This window comes from Nocardia sp. NPDC004260 (assembly GCF_053603155.1).
In genome coordinates this window covers 59,989-82,006 of the sequence record NZ_JBSGEZ010000006.1, presented here as the reverse complement: position 1 = coordinate 82,006, position 22,018 = coordinate 59,989, and the positions used below count along the sequence as shown (strand labels likewise).

The window sequence follows — 22,018 nt, the reverse complement described above, 5'->3', positions numbered from 1 at the left end:
TTCGGGTTTGGAGACCGGCTTGTCGACCGGTCTCGGCGCTGCGGGCAGCGCGGGCGCGGGTCTGTCGAGTGGTCTGGAAGGCGCGTCCAGCGCGGGAGCGCATCTCGGTTCGAGTCTGGACAGCGGCATCGGCGTCGGTTCGCACGCGGCCTCCGGTCTCTCCACGGGGATCGAGGGTGCGGCTGGTTCGGGTTTGGAGACCGGCTTGTCGACCGGTCTCGGCGCTGCGGGCAGCGCGGGCGCGGGTCTGTCGAGTGGTCTGGAAGGCGCGTCCAGCGCGGGAGCGCATCTCGGTTCGAGTCTGGACAGCGGTATCGGCGTCGGTTCGCACGCGGCCTCCGGCCTGTCCTCGGGTCTCGACGCAACGGGCGGCCTCAGCGGTGCGGCGCACTCGACCGTGGGCGGCGCGGCGGACGCGGGCGCCGGACTGGCGGGCTCGGCAGGCGGCGCGGCGCACGGTGCCGTCGACACGGGCGCCGGTCTCGGCGGCAGCGTCGGCTCGACCGCGCACACCTGGTCCTCGCTGGACGTGTCGAGCGCCTTCGGTTCGGGCTTGGACAGCACCGCGGGCGGCCATACCGACGCGGGCCTGTTCGGAGACACCCACACGGGCACGGAGTTGAGCGGTTCGGCGGGCGGCGAGCTGGGTGGCGATACATTCCTGCACTGACAGTTGCCCGGTAATACGGAAAGAGGTCCATGCCGCGATGGGGACACCCGTGCCGAACGCCACTCCACCGGCGGTACCGCTGCTGTCGGTACTCGGTGAAACCATCGCGGCGGCCCGTGCCGCGGGCCGCAACGATCTGGTCGGCCGCCTCGAAGTGGCGGCCGACCGGGTCCGCGACCCGCGGCGGCGCATCATCGTCGCAGGGCAGCTGGACCAGGGCAAGAGCCGTTTCGTCAACGCGCTGCTGAACCTGGACATCTGCCCGGTGGGCGACGACGCCACCACCGCGGTGCCGATGCTGCTCGCGCACGGTCCCGAGCCGCGCGCGGAGCTGGTCCTCGCTGCGCACGGCGACTCCAGCGGCGCGGAGACCAGGGTGGCGGTGCCGATCGCCGAGATCGGTGCGATCGATCAGCGCGCCCCGCTCGCGCAAGGACGTCGGATCGTGCGGCTCGAGGTCCAGATCCCCAACGCGTTGCTGGCCGACGGCATCGTGCTGATCGATACTCCCGGCGTCGGCGGGCACGGCAACGCCCACGCGGCGGGCGTGCTCGGAATGGTGCCCGCCGCGGACGCGGTCCTGGTGTTGTCGGACGCGTCGACCGAACTCACCGAGCCCGAGCTGGCGTTCCTGCGGCAGGTGCGGGAACTGTGCCCGACGGTGGCGCTGCTGCTCACCAAGACCGACCTGTACCCGCACTGGCGCCAGGTGCACGAGGCCGATCTGGGCCATCTCGCGCGGGCCCGCCTCGACGTGCCGATGATCCCGGTGTCGTCGCTGCTGCGCAGCCACGCGATGCGGTTGCAGGACGCGCAGCTGGGCGTCGAATCCGGCTTCGGCGTGCTGTACACCTTCCTGCGCGACCAGGTGGTGGCGCGCGATCAGCTCGCCACCCGCACCGCCGTGGCCCGCGACATCCGCTCCGCGGCAGAGCATCTCGCGCTGGCTCTGGGCAGTGAGCTGGTCGCGGTCCGCGATCCCGCCCAGGGCGCGGCGGCGGTGCGCGAGCTGCAATCCGCCCGTTCCGCGGCGGAGGAACTGCACCGCAGGACCGCCGCCTGGCAGCAGACGCTGGCCGACGGCATCACCGACCTGGCCGGTGACGTCGACCATGACCTGCGCGACCGTCTGCGCAATCTCGCGCGCACCACCGAGGAATGGATCGACGAGCACGATCCGGGCAGGCACTGGGACCGTATCGCCGAACACCTCACGGGCACCGTCGATACCGCGCTCGGCGACAATCTGCTGTGGACCCACGCGCGAGCGATTCAACTCGCCGAGCGCGTCGCGGACCACTTCTCCGAACTCGGCGCCGTCGATCTGCCGGACGTGCGCCCCGGCGCGGGCGCCGACACCGGCCGCGCCATCACCGGCACGCTCGCCGATCTGGAACCCGACATCGGTCTCGGCAGCAAACTGCTCGTCGGCATGCGCGGCTCCTACGGCGGCGTGCTCATGGTCGGGCTGGCCACCACCTTCGCCGGGCTCGCCATGCTCAACCCGATCTCGATCGGCGCCGGTTTGATCGTGGGCGGCAAGGCTTTCCGGGACGACAAGCAGGCCAGGCTGGCCAAGCGGCGCAACGAGGCGAAGGCGGCGGTGCGCCGGTTCGTCGACGATGTGGCGTTCCAGGCGGGCAAGGAGTCGAAGGATCGACTGCACCGCATCCACCGCGCGTTGCGCGACCACTACGCGGGCGTCGCCGAACGCAGCCTGCGCTCGATCGACGAGTCGCTGCGGGCCGCGCAGGAAGCGGCGTCCATGGTCGCCACCCGCCGCGCCGAACGCGGTGCGCAACTGGAACAGCAGCTGCGCGTGGTCGCCGAACTGCGCCGATACGCCGATGCCATGCAGAACGCACTACCGATGGGACCCGCCGGTACGGTAACCCCGTGAGACGTGATGGTGGCCCGGTGCCGGGAATCGTCGCCGAGGCGCATCGGCTGGTCGGGGCGGCGCAAGCGGCGCTCGCGGGCGAGCCGCGGCCTCGTGCCCTGCTGGCCGACTGCGCCCGCCGATTGGATCAGCCGCTGCGGGTAGCGCTCGCCGGTTCGATCAAGGCGGGCAAGTCCACACTGCTGAATTCGCTTGTCGGACAGGACATCGCCCCGACCGACGCGACCGAGTGCACCAGGGTGGTCACCTGGTATCGGTACGGCTCCACACCCAGCGTGACGGCGTACGCCCCCGACGGGGCCCGCGCGCATGTCGTGGTCCGCCGCGGCAGCGGGACGCACGGGCTGACCTTCGACTTGGACCGGCTCAACTGGAACGCCCCTGCTCCACGCGAGGTCGATCATCTCGAAGTCGAGTGGCCTGCCGCGACGCTCGCGCACACCACGATCATCGACACCCCCGGCACGTCGTCGCTGTCGCGCGAGGTGTCGCGGCGCACCGCGCGTCTGCTGACGCCCGGCGCGGACGACGAGCGGTCCGAGCAGAGCGTCGCCATCCCGGGCGCCGACGCGGTGGTCTACCTGCTGCGTCGGCTGGACGCGACGGACGTGCAGTTTCTCGAACGCGTGGGCGCCGGAACCGCCGTGGCCAATGGTGGACCGGGGGCGCCCGGCCCGCTCGGCATCGTCGGCGTGGTCTCGCGGGCCGATGAGATCGGGGCGGGCCGGATCGATGCGCTGCACTCGGCGCGTGACGTCGCCACGCGTTTCGCCGGGGAATTGGAACGGACGGGTCTGTGCCAGGCGGTGATCCCCGTCGCCGGCCTGCTCGCGTTCGCCGCGGCGACGCTGCGTCAGCAGGAGTTCGCGGCTTTCGAGGCGCTGGCGCGGGTCCCGGTCGACGAACTGAGCGCCGCGTTGCTCTCGGCGGACCGTTTCGCGCGCGCCGACGTGCCGCTGCCGGTGCCGCCGGAGCTGCGCGCGCAGCTGGCCGAGCGGTTCGGGTTGTTCGGCATCCGGATGGCGGTCACGCTGATCCGGCTCGGCGTGCGCGATTCGGCCACGCTGGCCGCCGAATTGACCAGCCGCAGCGGCGTGGACGAACTGCGCTCGGTGCTCGACGTGCAGTTCGGTCAGCGCGCCGATCAGCTCAAAGCGCATTCCGCGCTGACCGCGCTGGCCAGGGTGCTGACCGCCTATCGAGGCACCCCGGCCGATCGCCTGCTGCCCAGGGTGCGCACCCTGCTGGCGGATGTGCACGGTTTCGCCGAGCTGCGCCTGCTCGGCCGCCTGCGCACCGACGAACTGGCGCTGCCTGCGGACGATCTCGCCGAACTGCACCGCCTCATCGGCGGCTCCGGGATCGCGCCCCATCTGCGCCTGGGCCTCCCGTTCGACGCACCGCTCCCCGCGCAGCGGGCCCAAGCGATGGCCGCGGTCCGGAAATGGCGCGCGCGGGCACGTCACCCGCTCGCCGACCAGTTCACCGCCACGGCCTGCCTGACCGCCGCTCGCAGCGCGGAGGGCACCCTGAGCGTGCTGCCGGAATGATCCGCCCCGGCGGCGCGGTGACCTGCGGGGATGTCGTACCCACGCCGTGTAGGGCGGTGTAGTCGACGTGGGCCCGGGTATGCGCCCTGGTAGCGAGAGGAGGTAGCGATGAGCCAAGAGGACGTCGTACACGAACTGCTCGTCCGGGCGGGCACGGGATATGCCGAGGAAGCGGGTATCACGCTCGACGACAAACCGGCCGCACTGTTCCAGCTGCTCATGCTTTCCCAGCTGCTCAGTGCCCGCATCTCCGCCGAGATCGCGATCGGGGCCACCCGGGAGCTGCTCGGCAGCGGCTATCGGACGCCGCACCGGGTGGCGGACGCCGACTGGCAGGACCTGGTCGACGCGTTGGGGCGGGGAAACTATCGCCGCTACGACGAGAGCACCGCGACGAGGCTGGGCCACAACGCCACGCGGGTGCTCGACCGGTACCACGGCGATCTGCGCGAGCTGGCGAAGAAGGCGGACGACGACCCGCGGCGCGCGGCCGAACTGCTCCAGGAGTTCGACGGCATCGGCCCCACCGGCGCCGACATCTTCCTGCGCGAGGTCCAGGACACCTGGCCCTGGGTCCAGCCTCATTTCGACGAGCGAGCCCTGCGCGGCGCCAAGCGCGTCCGGTTGCCGGAGGATCCCGACCGGCTGGCCCGTCTTGCGCCGAACCACCACACCGCGGATCTCGCCGCGGCCTTGGTGCGGGTGACGCTGGACGAGAAGATCGCCGACGAGGTTCTCGCCGCCGCGCCCTGACCGAGCGCGCTCAGATCAGCGCGGTGCCCGCACCGCGCGGGTCGATCAGGATCTTCGCGTGCCGCTCCGGGTTGCCGAGGGCGGTGAAGGCGGCCGCGACGCCGTCCAGTCCGACGGTCCCGGTGATCAAGGGGCCCGGGTCGACCTTTCCCTCGGCGAGCATGTGCAAGGTGTCGCGGAACTCGCCGGGGTCGTAGCCGAGGACGAACCGCAGTTCGATCTCCTTGTTGATCGCCATGGCGGGATGGAAGCGGTCGGTCTCCATACAGACCCCGACCACCACCACACGCGAGAGGGGCGGCGCGGCCGTGAGGATCTGGTCGATGATTCCCGGTACGCCGACACATTCGAAGATGACCGGACCGGCCGGTCCCGCGTTCAATGTGTGAGCCAGCCGGAAGACGTACCACCACGGCAGGTTCGGTACCCGCCGCAGGCGATCCATGGCGTCGAATCCGAGTCCGAGGATGTCGGTGACGCCGTTGATCCGTCCCTTCTTCGGGGCGGCCGTCCAGGGCGATTCGGTCGCCGGATCGACCACGACGTCGGCGCCGCACGCCGTCGCCAGTTCCCGTCGGCGCGGCGAGAAGTCGCTGGCCACCACGGTGCGCACGCCCGCGGCTTTCAGCATGCTGATCACCGCGAGCCCGATCGGCCCGCAGCCGATGACGAACGCGGTCTGTCCTTTGCCCACCCGGCCCCGGCGCACGGCGTGCCAGGCCACGGCCATGGGCTCGGTCAACGCCGCGTGTTCGGCGGACAAGCCGTTGGGCACCGGCATGGTCATCGATTCCTGGACCACCACCTGTTCGGCGTAGCCGCCGGGCGCCGCGGTCGACAGTCCCACCAAGTGCGGTTGCCTGCCGTGCCGGACGATCGGCAGGGATACCACCGGCGTTCCCGTCTTCCACCTCTTCCGGCAGTCCGGCCCGTAATCGACCACCGTGCCGCTGAATTCGTGGCCGAGCACCACGCTCTGATCCGAACGCATGAAGTGCTCGTAGCCCGTGGCCACGGCCAGGTCGGCCAGTTCGTCGGCGTGGGTGCGGGCATGCAGATCCGAGCCGCAGATACCGCAGCGTGACACGTCGATCAGCAGTTGACCCGCACCGGGCCGGGGCGTGGGCAGTTCCGTGACCTCGAATTCGGCGGCGGTGACGACGGCGGCCCTCATGGCGACTCCTCGGATCGACGGCGCACGGTGGGCGCCTCGGCCGGGACGCCCCGCCGCCACCCTACTGCGGCAGGGCGCCCCTGTGGCTGCCTCGGACGTAGGGTCAACGGGCCGAGGCGCTTTCGGTTGCGCTTTCGTCAAGCGCCGCGCAGCCGCGGGTACACCTCCTGCTCGAGGTAGTCGGCGACGTCGCGGCCGTGGCGCCGGGCTTCGTGCACAGCGACACTGTGCCGTCCGGCAACCTCCTTCAGCGCGGGCCGCGACCTCTTCTCCACCCCGCCGCCGATCAGCAGATGGGCGAACTCTCCGGTGTCGAGCGCCGCGAGCGCCTCGTCGTCGGTGGTGACACCGCGCGCGGAGAACCCGGCGGCGCGGACCCGCTGGACGGCGGCGTCCACGGTGTTCCTGCTGCGGCCGATGATCAGAAGGTCCATTTCGCTCACACACCTACCGGTTCCGGGTCCGTCACATCGATTTCGATGTCGTGGTGTTCGAGCTTGGCACTGCGCGGCAGCGCGAGGAAGCCCAGGCAGACCAGCGCCAGGACGCCGATGCCGTACCAGAGGGTGCGCTCGAAAGTGTTCGCGAAGTTCACCGCGTTCGCCCGCATGCCCGCCGTCGTGAGCACCTGACCGACGCCGCTGGAGCCCGGCTCCGCGCTGGTCCGGCAGCTGTCCGGCACCACGGTCGGATCGACCTGCGCGGACCGATCCAGCACGCAGGCGCGGAAGTTCGCGAGGATCTCCTCCCGCGCCTGCTCGGGCACGCCTACCGCGGCGAGTTCGGCGCGAACCTCCGGCGCGACCGTGTCGACCCCGCGTGCCGAATCGTGGTCGAGCTGGGTGAAGAACACCACGCCCACGAGCGCGACGCCCAGAGCCGTGCCGAGTTGCTGCCCGGTATTGAGCAGACCGGACGCCGAGCCCGCTTCCCGCGCGGGCACCTGGCCGAGCAGCAAGTCGATGGTCGGCGCGACCACCATGCCGAATCCGGCACCGGTGACGATCAGCGGGAAGACCATCTGCCACGAAGCGATCTCCGCGCCGTAGTGGGTGGCCAGCCAGCCGTAGAGGCCGAAGCCCGCGGCGTTGACCAGGCCGCCGACGATCAGCACCCGCCTACCGAACCGCGGCGCGAGCACGCTCACCGAGACTCCGGCGCCGATCCCCGCGCCGACTGCGAAGAACACGGCGGTCAGCCCGGCTCGCATCGGCGTCCAGCCCAGTCCTGCCTGCATGAACAGCGTCCACACCAGGAAGAACCCGCCGAGTCCGATCCAGAACAGCAGCCAGCTGCCCAGCCCGATCGCGAACGGCCGCGACCGGAACAGCGTCAAGTCGACCAGGGGTGAGCCGACCGTCCGCGCCCGGTACCGCTCATAGGCGACGAACACCGCGCAGGTCGCGGCGGAGGCGGCCATCATGACGAATGTCCAAGCGGGCCAGTCGAGTCTGCGCCCCTCGGCCAGCGGGTAGACGAGCAGGAGCACCGCGCCGATGGCCAGGATCATGCCGACCACGTCCAGGCGCGGCGCGGCGGGCGAGCGGGACTCCTTCATCACCGCCGCGGCCGCGCCGAACGCGAGAATGCCCACCGGGACGTTGACCAGGAAGATCGGCCGCCACACCAGGTCGAACAGGTCCCACTGCACCAGCAGGCCGCCGAGCGAGAGACCGACCGCGGAGGCGGACCCGCCGACGCCGCTGTAGAGCGCGATGGCCCGCCCGCGCTCGTGCTCGGCGAAGGTGACCCGGATGATCGCCAGGATCTGCGGCACCATGAGCCCGGCCATCGCGCCCTGCACGAAGCGTGCGGCGATCAGCATGGCCGGATCCGTGCTCAGGCCGCAGGCCGCCGAGGCGAGCGTGAAGCCGGCCATGCCGATCAGGAAGATCCGTTTGCGGCCGAAGATGTCGCCGAGCCTGCCGCCGGTGATCAGCACGGCGGCGAAGGCGAGCACGTAGGCCGCGACGATCCATTCGATCTGCGAGTACGCGGCGTGCAGATCGGCCTGGATACTCGGCACAGCGACATTGACGATCGTGACGTCGAGCAAGTCCATGAATCCCGCGGCGAGTACGACCGCGAACGCGATCCAGCGGCGGGAATCGGTAGGGGGACGGGTAGTGCGGTCGGGTTCCATGAGGGGCCTCTTTCGAATGGAAGGGAAGTACCGACTCCCAAACTATGCACCTCAAGTGATTATCAATCAATATGGCAATCATAAAAGGTGCGTTAATGCTACGATCGGGGCGTGACCGAAGCCGATCCGACGCCGCTTTCCGACCATGTCGCCTTTCTCCTCGGCCAGCTCGGGTTCCACGCCGCGTACCGCTTCAGCGACGGGTTGGCCCCACTCGGTATCGGTCCCAGGCATTTCGGCACGCTGCGCGTGCTGCGCGAGCACGATGGCCAGTCGCAGCAGCAGCTGTGCGAGACCCTGGGCATCCACCGCAACGTGATGGTCGGGTTGGTCGACGAGCTGGAGAAGCGCGGCCTGGTCGAGCGCCGCAAGCATCCGGCTGACCGCCGGGCGCACGCCGTCTATCTGCTGCCCGCCGCGCATGATCTGCTGGCCCGGGCTCAACGTGTCGTCGATGGACTCGAGTCCGACCTGCTGCGCGAATTCGACGCGGCCGACCGCGCCACCTTGTTGCGGCTGTTGCAGCGGCTCGCGGCGGCGAACGGGCTGGAACCGGGCATTCATCCCGGACTCTCCCGCTGAACTCCTGCCCTTCGGGGCTTCCCTCGCCGCGCCGGAAGTGTGTGGCAGGCACGCATGTGCGTCACCGTCCGGGAATTAAACGCGCGAGTCGCCCGTTGAGCCTTTCGACAATATTGAGTGTCTACGACTCAAGTTTCGGTTGACTCCGAGGCTCCTGCGAGGCAGGATTGAGCCGACCACGCTCAGTGTTGCTGGGGCCGTGCTCCGTGAGGTGCTAGGGGCGAGGTCTCGCGGCGTCCCGTAGCGGGCGCCAAGGGCGGTTTCGCTCGGCACCTACACACATCGGTACGTCAATTAGGAGGAACCACTATGGCTCGTGCGGTCGGAATCGACCTCGGGACCACGAACTCGGTCGTCGCCGTTCTCGAAGGCGGTGAACCGGTTGTCGTCGCCAACTCGGAAGGATCGCGCACCACCCCGTCGATCGTCGCGTTCGCGAAGAACGGCGAGGTACTGGTCGGCCAGCCGGCGAAGAACCAGGCCGTCACCAACGTCGACCGCACCATTCGCTCGGTCAAGCGGCACATCGGCACCGACTGGTCGGTGGACATCGACGACAAGAAGTACACGCCGCAGGAGATCAGCGCGCGTGTGCTGATGAAGCTCAAGCGCGACGCGGAGTCCTACCTCGGTGAGGAGATCACCGACGCGGTCATCACCGTGCCCGCCTACTTCGAGGACGCCCAGCGGCAGGCCACGAAGGAAGCAGGCCAGATCGCGGGCCTGAACGTCCTGCGCATCGTCAACGAGCCCACCGCCGCGGCGCTCGCCTACGGCTTGGACAAGGGCGACAAGGAACAGACCATCCTGGTCTTCGACCTCGGTGGCGGCACCTTCGACGTCTCGCTGCTGGAAATCGGCGAGGGCGTCGTCGAGGTCCGTGCCACCTCCGGCGACAACCACCTCGGTGGTGACGACTGGGACGAGCGGGTCGTGCAGTGGCTGGTCGACAAGTTCAAGGCCAGCTCGGGCATCGACCTGACCAAGGACAAGATGGCCATGCAGCGGCTGCGTGAGGCCGCCGAGAAGGCCAAGATCGAGCTGAGCTCCTCGCAGAGCACCTCGATCAACCTGCCCTACATCACCGTCGACGCGGAGAAGAACCCGCTGTTCCTCGACGAGCAGCTGACTCGCGCCGAGTTCCAGAAGATCACCTCGGACCTGCTCGACCGCACCCGCGCGCCGTTCCAGTCCGTGATCAAGGACGCGGGCATCAAGGTGTCCGACATCGACCACGTGGTGCTCGTCGGCGGTTCCACCCGTATGCCCGCCGTCACCGACCTGGTGCGCGAGCTGACCGGTGGCAAGGAGCCCAACAAGGGCGTGAACCCGGACGAGGTCGTCGCCGTCGGCGCCGCCCTGCAGGCCGGTGTGCTCAAGGGTGAGGTCAAGGACGTCCTGCTGCTCGACGTGACCCCGCTGTCGCTGGGCATCGAGACCAAGGGCGGCGTGATGACCAAGCTCATCGAGCGCAACACCACCATCCCGACCAAGCGCTCGGAGACCTTCACCACGGCCGACGACAACCAGCCGTCGGTGCAGATCCAGGTGTTCCAGGGTGAGCGCGAGATCGCCTCGCACAACAAGCTGCTCGGCTCCTTCGAGCTGACCGGCATCCCGCCCGCCCCGCGCGGCGTGCCGCAGATCGAGGTCACCTTCGACATCGACGCCAACGGCATCGTGCACGTCACCGCGAAGGACAAGGGCACCGGCAAGGAGAACACGATCAAGATCCAGGACGGCTCCGGCCTGTCCAAGGAGGAGATCGATCGGATGGTCAAGGACGCCGAGGCGCACGCGGCCGAGGACAAGGCGCGTCGCGAGGAGGCGGAGACCCGCAACCAGGCCGAGTCGCTGGTCCACCAGACCGAGAAGTTCATCAAGGAGAACGAGGACAAGGTCCCCGCGGACGTCAAGACCAAGGTCGAGGCGGCCATCGCCGAGGCGAACGAGGCTCTGAAGGGCACCGACATCGCCGCGGTCAAGGCGGCCGTCGAGAAGCTGGCGACCGAGTCGCAGGCGCTCGGCCAGGCCATCTACGAGGCCTCCGCCGCGGACGCCGCCGCACAGGGCGACGGCGCGACCAGCGCCGCGTCGGATGACCAGGTCGTGGACGCCGAGGTCGTGGACGAGCCGGTCGACACGGAGAAGAAGTGACCGAGGGCAACTCCGAGAAGGAGCCGATCACCTTCGTCGACAACCGGAAGATCGATCCTGAGACCGGTGAAGTCAGGCAGCAGGCCGCGGACAACGGCGCCGCGGCCCCGCAGGTGAGCGAGGGCGTGGACATCGACAACGACGACGTCCTCGCCGACACCATCAGCGGCGAGCTCGCCGAGCGCACCGCCGACCTGCAGCGACTGACCGCCGAGTACGCCAACTACCGGCGCCGGGTCGAGCGCGACCGCAAGGCCGTCATCGACAACGCCAAGGCGTCGGTGGTCACCGAGTTGCTCGGCGTGCTCGACGATCTCGACCGCGCGCGGGCGCACGGTGACCTGGAATCGGGCCCGCTGCGGTCGGTGGCCGACAAGCTGTCGGCCGCGCTGCTCAAGCAGGGCCTCGAGGAGTTCGGTTCGGAGGGCGAGCCTTTCGACCCGACCCTGCACGAGGCCGTGCAGCACGAGGGCTCCGGCCACGACCCGGTGATCGGCATTGTGATGCGCAAAGGCTATCGCTTCGGCGATAGGGTGCTTCGGCACGCGCTCGTCGGGGTAACCGACGGCGTAGCCGATCTGACGGAAAACGCTGTTCAACCTACTGAAGAGGCATCGGATGTTGATGCCGGCGCGAACGATCAATAAGGACGCGAGAGGAGGAGATGCTCGGTGAGCCAACGGGAGTGGATCGAAAAGGACTTCTACAAGGAGCTGGGTATTTCCTCCGGCGCCTCGCAGGACGAGATCAAGAAGGCCTATCGCAAGCTCGCCAGGGACTTGCATCCGGACGCCAACCACGGTGACACCAAAGCCGAGGAGCGGTTCAAGGCCGTCAGCGAGGCGCACGCCGTGCTGTCGGATCCGGCCAAGCGCAAGGAGTACGACGACACCCGCAAGCTCTTCGCGGGTGGCGGCTACGGTCGCGGTGGCTTCGGCGGCGGCACCGGTGGTGGCTTCTCGCAGGAGTTCAACCTCGGGGACATCTTCGGCGGCGCCGCCGGTGCCGCCGACGGTGGCCTCGGCGACCTGCTCGGCGGTCTGTTCAACCGGGGCGGCACGCGGTCGGCGAGCCGCCCCAGGCGCGGGGCCGACGTGGAGACCGAGACGACGCTCGGTTTCCGGGAAGCGGCCCAGGGCGTCACGGTCCCGCTGCGGATGACCAGCCCCTCGCCGTGCACGACGTGTCACGGCAGCGGCGCCAAACCGGGCACGAGTCCGCGAGTCTGCCCGATCTGCAACGGGACCGGCATCGTCAGCCGCAACCAGGGCGCGTTCGGCTTCAGCGAGCCGTGCGACGAGTGCCGGGGCAGCGGGTCGATCATCGACGACCCGTGCCTCGACTGCCAGGGCAGCGGCATCCAGAACCGCACGCGCACCATCACGGTGCGGATTCCTCCCGGAGTCGGTGACGGTCAACGGATCCGGCTGGCCGGTCAGGGCGAGGCGGGACTGCGCGGGGCGCCCTCGGGCGACCTGTATGTCACCGTCCACGTCAGCCAGGACAAGGTCTTCGGCCGCAACGGCGACGACCTGACCCTGGTACTGCCGGTCAGTTACAGCGAATTGGTCCTCGGTACAACGGTTTCGGTACCCACTCTGGATGGCCGGGTCGGCGTCAAGGTGCCTCCGGGTACCGCCGACGGCCGCACCTTGCGGGTACGCGGCCGTGGCGTGCCCAAGCGCGGCGGCGGCGCGGGCGACCTACTGGTGACGGTGAAGGTCGCGATTCCGCAGAAGCTGGACAACGACGCCGTCGAGGCGCTGAAGCGCTACCAGGAGGCGGAACGGGCCGGCGGATTCGACCCACGTGCGGGATGGGCAGGTGCGTGATGTCCTCCGAACCGAAGAACGCGTCCGGCGGGTCGCGGGCCGAGTTCTTCATGATCTCGGTCGCGGCCCAGCTGGCCGGCATGCACGCGCAGACGCTGCGCACGTATGACCGTCTGGGACTGGTCACGCCGCAACGTACTTCGGGCGGTGGTCGGCGCTACTCGGCCCGGGACGTGGAGCTGCTGCGCGAGGTGCAGCGGCTTTCCCAGGACGAGGGCGTCAACCTGGCGGGCATCAAGCGCATCATCGAACTGACCAATCAGGTGGAGGAACTGCGCCAGCAGGTCGCGGAACTGTCGGCCGAGCTGGAGCGGACGCGGGCGGCGTACCGCCCGGATCTCGCTCCGCAGCAGCGCAGTACCGCGCTGGTCGTCTGGCAGCCGCGGCACCGTCGTGAGGACGGTCAGCGCAGACGATAACCGGCACGACGACGGCCCCGGCCTCGGTCGCACATCGCGATCCGGCGCCGGGGCCGTCGTCGTGCGCGGGCATTGTCACAAAGATTTGCTGAAGATAAACCAGAACATGTTCAGCGGAAGCGGTGCGGCATCGTATATTTCGTTGTCGCATCGACTGGACATTTCACCATAGATCAGTTTACGTAACTGGTTCGGCCTACCCGATTCGATCTACCTCGAGTGGGCGCCATGTTGCCCTGAAGTCGCTAGAACAGACCAATCGGGACGTAATTCCGCAAGAGGGCCTTACCAATTCGGTGTGCACGCGACTGATTTTGTGCCGAATCCCTGGTCTTACAGTCGGTTTCTCTGGCGTGTCGCCCTGGGGATCCTCGTTTAGACGAAATTGAGCGCGGTATGTTCCTTCGAAAGATTCCGTTGCTGGCAAACCTCGCCTACACTCCTTGCCATCGGCTGCTGTCGAGTGGCCCGCAGCACCTCACTCGTCGGCATGGTTCGTGAACGAGTGCGAAATGGGGTTGTGAGACCAATGGATTCACGCACTGTCGCTTTGATCAGAACTACGTTCAAGGCGGTTGCTGCGGAGGATGGGGGGCCGGAGAAACTGGCGAGATCGTTCTACGCGATCTTGTTCACCGACTACCCGCACGTCCGCGATTTCTTTCCCGCCGCGATGGACTCCCAGCGCGACCGCCTGGTCAAGGCGATCTCCTATGCGCTGGACCGGTTGGAGGAGCCCGACAAGCTGCTGCCCTTCCTGGCCCAGCTCGGCAGGGATCACCGCAAGTACGGCGTGCAGCCCGCGCACTACGCCGCCGTCGCCACCGCGCTGAAGAACGCCGTGAAGGTGTTCGCCGGCACCGAGATGTGGACCGACGAGGTGGACCGCGCCTGGGACGAGGGCCTGCAGATCATCTCCGACACCATGATCGGCGCGGCGGAGAAGGAGACCACGCCGTCGGTGTGGACCGGCACGGTGATCGAGCGCCGCGAGGTGCTGCGCAACCTGGTCGTCGTCCGGCTGCAACTGGATCAGCCGATGCGCTACGCCGCGGGCCAGTACTTGAGCGTGCAGGTTCCGTCGCGGCCGCGCATGTGGCGCTATCTCTCGCCCGCCGTACCGGCGAATGCCAACGGTGAGATCGAGTTCCACGTCCGCAGCGTGCTCGGCGGCTGGGTCAGCTCGGCCATCGTCGGCCAGACCGTCGTCGGCGACCAATGGCTGCTCGGCTCGCCACTCGGCGGCCTGGGTGTTCCGCGCAACGCCAAACGCAAGATGCTGATGGTCGGCTGCGGCACCGGGATCGCGCCGCTGCGCGCGCAGCTGATGTCGATGGCGATGCGGCGGTCCAATCCGAAGGTGCATCTGTTCGTCGGCGGCCACCATCCCTGCGACCTCTACGACCTGGAGACCCTGAGCAAGCTGGCGATGGCCAACCGCTGGCTCACGGTCACGCCGGTGAGCGAGCACGACGAAAACCCCTGGTGGTACGCGGAACCGGAGGAGCCGCGCACCACCTGGCCCGGCCTGGAACCCCGCGTCACCGGCCAGATCGGCAAGGTCGTCGCCAGTTTCGGCGCATGGTCCGACCGCGACCTGCAGATCGTCGGTTCACCCTCGATGGTGCAGACCACCAAGTTCCGCCTCATGGCAGCCGGAACCCTGGCCAAGAACATCCGTCACGACCCGTTGTATTAGTCCGGCGCCTGCGGCGCCGGGTGTTCGCGGCCCGGCTCCAAGGGTGTGCCATTGACCTGGCCGAGTAGTTCACTCGGCTCAGGTTCACGGTTCGGTCAGAGCCCCTCGAATTGGATTCGCTCCGGCGGAGTTCCGGTTTCGAGGAGGCGGTCGACCGTGGTTTGGACCATGGCCGGGGAGCCGCAGACGAGTACTTGGTGTTCGAGGAAGGCGCCGTGGGAGCCGAGGACTTCGGCGAGGGTGCCGTAGAGCAGGTCGTCGGGTGCGAAGCCGATGTCGACGCGGGACTGCTCGTACCAGTCGTCGACCCAGCTCGGATCCTCCGGGTTCTCCACCACCGGAATCACCGTGAGCCATGGCAATTCGGCGGCCAGCAGGTAGAGCATGTCCGAGGCGTACAGGTCGCGGGGGGAACGCCCCCCTACGAAGAGGTAGGTGGGCGGCGGCGACGGCTTGCGCGCCAGCTCGAGGATCTGAGCGCGCATGGGCGCCAATCCCGTACCGCCCGCGATCATCACCACCTCGTCGCCGTCGGGGTCGACCCAGAACCCGCCTGCCGGAGCGCCGATCCGCCACTCGTCGCCCGGCTGGGTGTCGGCGACGATCGCGGCGCTGCACCAGCCGCCAGGCACCGTGCGCACGTGGAACTCCAGTTTGCCGTCCAGGGACGGCGGCAGCGCGGGGGACAGCCTGCGGCGCACGCCGGGATGCTGCGGCACCCGCACTTCGACCGACTGTCCGGCGGCGAACGGCACGAACTCCCCGATCAGGCGGATCACCGCGAGATCGTGTCGCAGGCGATGATGGCCGACCACGGTCGAAGTCCACTCCGGCGCCTGATGACCATTGCCGAGCATGCTCGGATCCCCCAACGGGGCCTCCTTCTTACACAGGGTCGCAGCTGATGTTCTGCTCCGGCGTGCCGACCGCGATGAGCGCGCGCCGGGTGTCCGCGATCATCCGGGCCGAGCCGGCGATCTGGATCTGCCGGTCTTCCCACGCGCCGAAGCTCGCGACCACGGCGCCAAGGTTACCGATCAGGCGCCGGTGCATCCCGTACGGTGCGTCCTGCGGCGGATGCGGGTACCACCACGGGTTGGTCTTCTGCTCGCACACCGGAACGATGGTCAGCCACGGGTTGCTCTGCGAGAGCTGCCACATGTTCTCCACGTCGTACAGGTCGCACGGATAGCGGCCGCCGATGAAGAAGTGCACTCGCGGGTTGATGCCGCGCTGACCCATTTCGATCAGCTGGGCGCGCAGCGGGGCGATGCCGGTGCCCGCGCCGATCATGAGCACGTCGCGGCCGCTGTCCCGGTCGACGTGCAGTCCGCCGAGCGGGCCCGCGATCCGCCATCGGTCGCCCACCCTGGTCTCGTTGACGATCGCGGGGCTCACCCAGCCGCCGCGGATCTTGCGCACGTGGAACTCGATCTCGCCGTACGGGTTGGACGGGATGGCGGGGGAGAAATAGCGCCACATCTTCGGCCGCTGCGGAATGGTGACCGGCACGTACTGCCCGGCCTGGTAGGGCACCGGCCCATCGGATTGCAGCCGCACGATGGCCAGGTCCTCCAGCACGCGGCGATGGCCGACCACGGTGGCCTCCCACACCGGCTGCGACTTGTCGGAGTTGGCGCCGATGGCCATGGACGCGGAGATCAGGATGGTGATGTCGCGCCAGCCCTCCTCCAGGCTCCGATTCCACGCCGCGCCGTTGTAGACGCGGAACGCCGCCAGCAGCGCACGGCCCGCTATGTCGTAGTGCGCGGCCTCCACGCCGTACTTGCGATGGTCGCGAGCGAGTTGCTCCAGGAACTTCTGCGCGCGGTCCCAGTCCTCCAGGTGATCGAGGACGTACTGGATGGCCGTGGCGATCCGTTTGGCCTGCATCTCCATGGCGGGTGGGAACAATTCGCGCAACCGTGGGTTCTCGGCGAACAAATGTCCGTAGAACGCACTGACCAACCGCTCGGGTCCATTCGGCGACTCGATCACCGAACGAAAATTGGCGCGGACCAGCGCAGCCGAACGCGCATCCACGACGTGGAGCTTCCTTTCCCTCAGTTCTGCCCGGGGACATACCCGTTACCGGCGGTCTCCCGCCGACAAGTATCCCCGAAAATGCCGTGGTCGTGTGGGTATAAAGCGAACCTTCGCCTTCGCTGCGGCCATGCCCGGGCTGGAGACGGACTGCGTCCGGCCGCGCCCGTGAGTGCCGTGCGACCCGGGCAAACGGTAATCGGTGGGCAAACGGCGGATGCCGCTGACCCGTCGGGTACCGCCGCCGTGGGCCGGCCGGTCCGGATTTCCGCGTCGATGCGGGACCGGAGGATGCCGTTTCCGGCCGGTCAGGTTCCGGCGCCGGTACGCACCGCAGGCACGACCTGCTCGGTATAACGACGGATCTGCTCGACCGGTTCCCCCTCGGTCGGCCAGAAGACGAAACCGTCGATCCGCTGGTCACGGTGCAGGGCGAGCAGGTCGTCGACCCAGCGCTGGGGCGGGCCCTCCAGGAAGCCGCGATCGGACCCGTCCGCGGTGATGGTCCCCGATACGTTCAGCACCCGCCGCACCGTCAGCGGGTCCCGGCCCGCCGCCGCGGCGGCGGCATCGATCCGCTCGCCCGCTTCGGCGAGGAACTCCGGCGGCGCCCACGCGGCGGACGGCACCCAGCCGTCGGCGGCGCGTCCGGTGAGCTCGAGCATGCGCGGCCCGCGCGCACCGAGCCAGATGCCGGGCTCGTGTCGCGGGCGGGGGCCGGGATGCGCGCCCGCCAGGGAATAGTAAGCGCCGGGCACTCGGACCGATCGCTCGTCGCTCCACAAGGCGCGGATCACCGCGATCGCCTCGGCCAGGGCGCGGACCGCCTCGCCGCCGGTTCGGCGCGGCCCGCCCATCCCGGCGACGGCGTCCCAGAACGCGCCCGCGCCGAGACCGAGCTGGATCCGGCCGTCGCTGATGATGTCGAGCGAGGCCACCGACTTCGCGAGCAGCGCGGGGTGGCGCAGCGGCAGGTTCGCCACGTCGGGGAAGAAGGTGATCCGCTCGGTGCGCGCGACGAGAGCGGTGATCAGCGTCCAGGTGTCCAGGAAACGGCGCTGGTAGGGATGGTCCTGGATCCCGATCAGGTCGAGCCCGGATACGTCGGCGTACACGCTCGGCTCGGCGAGCCTGCGGAAGTCGTCGGCCTCCGGGATCAGGAACAGACCGAATTGAGGCGGTCGAGTCCTCGTCACACACCTCCTGGTGGTCTCGCGGGACGCCGACCCGGCGTGCGGGTCGGTATCGCTCAGATGGCGAGCACGGTCTTGCCGCGTGCGCCGGGCGCTCCGATGACCGCGGGTCCCTCCGCGAGCGGCACGGTCGCGTCGATCGGCACGACCACGTCACCGGCGGCGACGCGCTGGATCAGCCGGGCCAGCTCCGGCGCTTTCCCCTTGGATTCGATGTTGCCCCCTTTCAGCGACCGTGCGCGCAACGCGTCCTCGTCGGCGGCGAAGGTGGTGGAGTAGACCGTGCCGCCGTCGCGGACCAGCGTGGTCAGCTCCGCCAGCGCCTCGGGCGGGCTCACCAGATCGAACAGGACGTCGATGCCTTCCGGATGCGCGGCGGCGACCTGGTCGCGCACCGGTCCCACGGTGTAGTCCACCGTCTCGGCCGCGCCCAAGCGGGTCATCTGATCGGCGGAGTCGCCGCGTGCCGTGGCGATGACGTGCGCGCCGGCGATATTGGCCAGCTGCACCAAGAAGGAGCCGACGCCGCCGGTCGCGCCCACGATCAGCACGGTCTGGCCCGGCTGGATGTGGGTGGCGTCCACGAGATCCTGCGCGGTCACCCCGGCCGTCGGCAGCGCGGCGGCGGCGACGGTGGTCACGCCCGGCGGGATCGGTACCAGCGTGCCGCCCTCCGGGAGCACCGCGTACTCGGCGAAACTGCCGTGGCCCACCGGCGGTGTGAGGAACTTGCCGACCACCCGGTCGCCGATGGCGAACCGGCTGACGCCCGCGCCGATCGTGGCGACCGTGCCCGCCCCGTCGACTCCGAGGATCATCGGAAAGTCGTGCGGCAGTTTGCCTTCCAGGAGGCCGGAGGCCACCTTCCGGTCGAAGGGATTCACCCCGGCCGCCTGGAGTTGGACCCGCACGGATCCGGGGCCCGGCTCGGGCATCGGCATCTCGGCCAGTTCCGGCGTCGCTCCGAACTTCCGTACCACGATCGCGCGCATCCATTCGCTCCTCGAGTCGGGGTGAAGAGTGCTGCAACAACTGACGGCCGAGGTCATCGTAGGCATCCGAAGGTCGCCGACGTGCGGAATCATCGCATCGGCGGTGTCGCGGGGCGTCGCTTTCGCCGGTGCCGGGGCGTAGCGTTCGACACGATCCGGCGGCATCGGAGCGGCGCGGCGAAGAATTCGAAACTTGAGCGGAACAGACTCAATCTTTTGGACGTTGGTCGAGTAGGAACGGCGCCGAGCCGAAGGCGGAGCGGGACGAAGCGACGGCTTCGGCCGGGCGAAGACGCTCGGCGCCGTACGAATCGACTCGACTAGTAGGAAGGTGACCCGTGGATTCGTTCAATCCCACCACCAAGACCCAGGCCGCACTGACCGCCGCCCTGCAGGCGGCCTCCGCCGCGGGCAACCCGGAGATTCGTCCGGCGCACTTGCTGGTGGCGTTGCTGGACCAGACCGACGGCATCGCCGCGCCCTTGCTGAAGGCCGTCGGAACGGATCCGGCGGTCGTGCGCAACGAGGCACAGGCCATCGTGGACCGGCTGCCGCAGGCGACGGGCGCCACCACCACACCGCAGCTGGGCCGCGAGGCGCTCGCCGCGATCACCGCGGCGCAGCGCCTGGCCACCGAACTCGGTGACGAATACGTCTCCACCGAGCACGTGATGGTCGGTCTCGCCCAAGGCGACTCCGATGTCACGATGCTGCTCACCAAGTACGGCGCCACCGCCGACGCGCTGCGCGCGGCGTTCACCGCGGTGCGTGGCAGCGCCCGGGTGACCAGCCCCGATCCGGAGGGCAGCTATCAGGCGCTGGAGAAGTACTCCACCGACCTCACCGACGCCGCCCGCCACGGCAAGCTCGACCCGGTCATCGGCCGGGACACCGAGATCCGCCGGGTGGTACAGGTTTTGAGCCGTCGTACCAAGAACAACCCGGTGCTGATCGGCGAGCCGGGTGTCGGCAAGACGGCCATCGTCGAGGGGCTCGCCCAGCGCATCGTGGCGGGCGACGTCCCGGAGTCGCTGCGCGGCAAGTCCGTTGTGGCGCTCGACCTCGGCGCGATGGTCGCGGGCGCGAAGTACCGCGGCGAATTCGAGGAGCGGCTCAAGGCCGTGCTGGAGGACATCAAGAACAGCGCGGGCCAGATCATCACGTTCATCGACGAGCTGCACACCATCGTCGGCGCGGGCGCCACCGGTGAATCGGCGATGGACGCGGGCAACATGATCAAGCCGATGCTGGCCCGCGGCGAGCTGCGCTTGGTCGGCGCGACCACGCTGGAGGAATACCGCCAGCACATCGAGAAGGACGCCGCCCTGGAGCGGCGCTTCCAGCAGGTGCTGGTCGGCGAGCCGTCGGTGGAGGACACCATCGGCATCCTGCGCGGTATCAAGGATCGCTACGAGGTGCACCACGGCGTGCGCATCACCGACTCCGCGCTGGTCGCCGCGGCCACGCTGTCGGACCGCTACATCACCTCCCGGTTCCTGCCGGACAAGGCGATCGACCTGGTCGACGAGTCGGCCTCGCGGTTGCGCATGGAGATCGACTCCCGCCCGGTGGAGATCGACGAGGTGGAACGCGCGGTGCGCCGCCTGGAGATCGAGGAGGTCGCCCTCGCCAAGGAGACCGACGAGGCCTCCAAGCAGCGGCTGGAGAAGCTGCGCGCCGAACTCGCCGACGACCGGGAGAAGCTCAATCAGCTGACCACCCGGTGGCAGAACGAGAAGAACGCGATCGACCAGGTGCGCACGCTCAAGGAGGAACTGGAAGCGCTGCGCGGCGAATCCGAACGCGCCGAGCGCGACGGTGATCTGGGCAAGGCGGCCGAACTGCGCTACGGCCGGATACCCGCGTTGGAGAAGCAGCTCGCCCAGGCCGAGCAGTCCTCTGCCACCGCGGGCGACGGCGAGGTGATGCTCAAGGAGGAGGTCGGGCCGGACGACATCGCCGAGGTGGTGTCCTCGTGGACCGGTATTCCGGTGGGCCGGATGCTGGAAGGCGAGACCCAGAAGCTGCTGCGCATGGAGGAGGAGCTGGGTCGCCGCGTGGTCGGTCAGACCGAGGCGGTGCAGGCGGTGTCCGACGCGGTGCGCCGGGCGCGCGCGGGTGTCGCCGATCCGAATCGCCCCACCGGCTCGTTCATGTTCGTCGGCCCGACCGGCGTCGGCAAGACGGAGCTGGCGAAAGCGTTGGCGGACTTCCTGTTCGACGACGAGCGCGCCATGGTCCGCATCGACATGAGCGAGTACAGCGAGAAGCACTCGGTGGCCCGGCTGGTCGGCGCCCCGCCCGGCTACGTCGGTTACGACCAGGGCGGCCAGCTCACCGAGGCGGTGCGGCGCAGGCCCTACACGGTGGTGCTGTTCGACGAGATCGAGAAGGCGCACCCGGACGTGTTCGACATCCTGCTCCAGGTGCTCGACGAGGGCAGGCTCACCGACGGCCAAGGCCGCACGGTGGACTTCCGCAACACCATCCTCATCCTCACCTCGAACCTGGGTGCGGGTGGTGACCAGGAGTTCGTCATGAACGCGGTGCGTTCGGCCTTCAAGCCGGAGTTCCTCAACCGCCTCGACGACGTGGTCATGTTCCACGCGCTCGACGAGGAGCAGTTGGAGCAGATCGTCGACATCCAGCTCGATCAGCTGCAGAAGCGCCTGGCGCAGCGCAGGCTGAAGCTGGAGGTCAGCGATTCGGCGCGGTTCTGGCTCGCAGTGCGTGGTTACGACCCCTCCTATGGCGCTCGTCCGTTGCGCAGGCTGATCCAGCAGGCCATCGGCGATTCCCTCGCCAAGGAGTTGCTCGCGGGCGAGGTCACCGACGGCGACAGCGTCAAGGTGACTGTCAGCCCCGACGGGGACGGCCTGATCGTCGGAAGGTGATGAGCGAGCAAGCGGCC

At 69.0% G+C, this 22,018-nt stretch carries 17 protein-coding genes and 1 pseudogene; 11 read left to right on the top strand and 7 right to left on the bottom strand.

Features of this window, described 5'->3' with window-relative positions; all coding sequences use genetic code 11:
• The 4 genes and pseudogenes from ACWEO7_RS06000 to ACWEO7_RS05985 all read left to right on the top strand — a co-directional run.
• Positions 1-670: pseudogene (locus ACWEO7_RS06000) on the top strand (hypothetical protein); the annotation flags it as partial.
• 37 nt (positions 671-707) lie between these two features.
• Positions 708-2,570: a dynamin family protein gene (locus ACWEO7_RS05995; protein WP_452421170.1), complete on the top strand. Its 1,863-nt coding sequence runs from the start codon at positions 708-710 to the stop codon at positions 2,568-2,570.
• Positions 2,567-4,120, top strand: a complete 1,554-nt coding sequence (locus tag ACWEO7_RS05990) for a dynamin family protein (RefSeq protein ID WP_452421169.1) — start codon at positions 2,567-2,569, stop codon at positions 4,118-4,120. Before ACWEO7_RS05995 ends, ACWEO7_RS05990 begins: the two co-directional genes overlap by 4 nt.
• A gap of 108 nt (positions 4,121-4,228) precedes the next feature.
• Positions 4,229-4,873, top strand: a complete 645-nt coding sequence (locus ACWEO7_RS05985) for an endonuclease (RefSeq protein WP_452421167.1) — start codon at positions 4,229-4,231, stop codon at positions 4,871-4,873.
• 10 nt (positions 4,874-4,883) lie between these two features.
• Here the strand turns inward: ACWEO7_RS05985 and ACWEO7_RS05980 are convergent, their stop codons facing one another.
• The 3 genes from ACWEO7_RS05980 to ACWEO7_RS05970 form a co-directional block, all read right to left on the bottom strand.
• The gene (locus ACWEO7_RS05980; RefSeq protein ID WP_452421165.1) at positions 4,884-6,047 is read right to left on the bottom strand and encodes a zinc-binding dehydrogenase; all 1,164 of its coding nucleotides are present in this window, start codon (positions 6,045-6,047) and stop codon (positions 4,884-4,886) included.
• Between the two features lie 137 nt (positions 6,048-6,184).
• Positions 6,185-6,481, bottom strand: coding sequence for a hypothetical protein (locus tag ACWEO7_RS05975; protein ID WP_452421163.1), 297 nt, complete (start codon positions 6,479-6,481; stop codon positions 6,185-6,187).
• A 5-nt stretch (positions 6,482-6,486) separates the two neighbouring features.
• Positions 6,487-8,190 carry an MFS transporter gene (locus tag ACWEO7_RS05970; protein WP_452421161.1) on the bottom strand — a complete coding sequence of 568 codons (1,704 nt, stop codon included), beginning with the start codon at positions 8,188-8,190 and terminating at the stop codon, positions 6,487-6,489.
• A gap of 111 nt (positions 8,191-8,301) precedes the next feature.
• Here ACWEO7_RS05970 and ACWEO7_RS05965 point away from each other — a divergent pair, with 111 nt between their 5' ends.
• The 6 genes from ACWEO7_RS05965 to ACWEO7_RS05940 all read left to right on the top strand — a co-directional run bounded on the left by ACWEO7_RS05965 (position 8,302) and on the right by ACWEO7_RS05940 (position 14,879).
• On the top strand, positions 8,302-8,772 hold the full coding sequence (locus tag ACWEO7_RS05965) for a MarR family winged helix-turn-helix transcriptional regulator (protein WP_452421159.1): 471 nt from the start codon (positions 8,302-8,304) through the stop codon (positions 8,770-8,772).
• 309 nt (positions 8,773-9,081) lie between these two features.
• Positions 9,082-10,929, top strand: a complete 1,848-nt coding sequence (gene dnaK / locus ACWEO7_RS05960) for a molecular chaperone DnaK (RefSeq protein WP_355071493.1) — start codon at positions 9,082-9,084, stop codon at positions 10,927-10,929.
• Positions 10,926-11,576, top strand: coding sequence for a nucleotide exchange factor GrpE (gene grpE / locus ACWEO7_RS05955; RefSeq protein ID WP_450015282.1), 651 nt, complete (start codon positions 10,926-10,928; stop codon positions 11,574-11,576). The genes dnaK and grpE overlap by 4 nt, the downstream gene beginning before the upstream one ends.
• Positions 11,577-11,600: 24 nt before the next feature.
• Positions 11,601-12,761 carry a molecular chaperone DnaJ gene (gene dnaJ, locus ACWEO7_RS05950; protein WP_450015284.1) on the top strand — a complete coding sequence of 387 codons (1,161 nt, stop codon included), beginning with the start codon at positions 11,601-11,603 and terminating at the stop codon, positions 12,759-12,761.
• Complete coding sequence (locus ACWEO7_RS05945) at positions 12,761-13,180, top strand: heat shock protein transcriptional repressor HspR (protein ID WP_355071498.1); 420 nt, start codon at positions 12,761-12,763, stop codon at positions 13,178-13,180. Before dnaJ ends, ACWEO7_RS05945 begins: the two co-directional genes overlap by 1 nt.
• Positions 13,181-13,709: 529 nt before the next feature.
• Positions 13,710-14,879 (top strand): FAD-binding oxidoreductase, encoded by a 1,170-nt coding sequence (locus ACWEO7_RS05940; RefSeq protein ID WP_452421157.1) that lies wholly within the window; start codon positions 13,710-13,712, stop codon positions 14,877-14,879.
• A gap of 95 nt (positions 14,880-14,974) precedes the next feature.
• Here the strand turns inward: ACWEO7_RS05940 and ACWEO7_RS05935 are convergent, their stop codons facing one another.
• The 4 genes from ACWEO7_RS05935 to ACWEO7_RS05920 all read right to left on the bottom strand — a co-directional run bounded on the left by ACWEO7_RS05935 (position 14,975) and on the right by ACWEO7_RS05920 (position 19,107).
• Complete coding sequence (locus ACWEO7_RS05935) at positions 14,975-15,736, bottom strand: FAD-binding oxidoreductase (RefSeq protein ID WP_355072103.1); 762 nt, start codon at positions 15,734-15,736, stop codon at positions 14,975-14,977.
• A 28-nt stretch (positions 15,737-15,764) separates the two neighbouring features.
• Positions 15,765-16,922: an FAD-binding oxidoreductase gene (locus ACWEO7_RS05930; protein WP_039802769.1), complete on the bottom strand. Its 1,158-nt coding sequence runs from the start codon at positions 16,920-16,922 to the stop codon at positions 15,765-15,767.
• Positions 16,923-17,230: 308 nt separating this feature from the next.
• Positions 17,231-18,118 carry an LLM class flavin-dependent oxidoreductase gene (locus ACWEO7_RS05925; protein WP_452421155.1) on the bottom strand — a complete coding sequence of 296 codons (888 nt, stop codon included), beginning with the start codon at positions 18,116-18,118 and terminating at the stop codon, positions 17,231-17,233.
• Positions 18,119-18,171: 53 nt separating this feature from the next.
• On the bottom strand, positions 18,172-19,107 hold the full coding sequence (locus ACWEO7_RS05920) for an NADP-dependent oxidoreductase (protein WP_452421153.1): 936 nt from the start codon (positions 19,105-19,107) through the stop codon (positions 18,172-18,174).
• A 338-nt stretch (positions 19,108-19,445) separates the two neighbouring features.
• Between ACWEO7_RS05920 and clpB the strand changes: the two genes are divergently transcribed.
• Positions 19,446-22,001 carry an ATP-dependent chaperone ClpB gene (gene clpB, locus ACWEO7_RS05915; RefSeq protein WP_452421151.1) on the top strand — a complete coding sequence of 852 codons (2,556 nt, stop codon included), beginning with the start codon at positions 19,446-19,448 and terminating at the stop codon, positions 21,999-22,001.
• Positions 22,002-22,018: the final 17 nt, after the last annotated feature.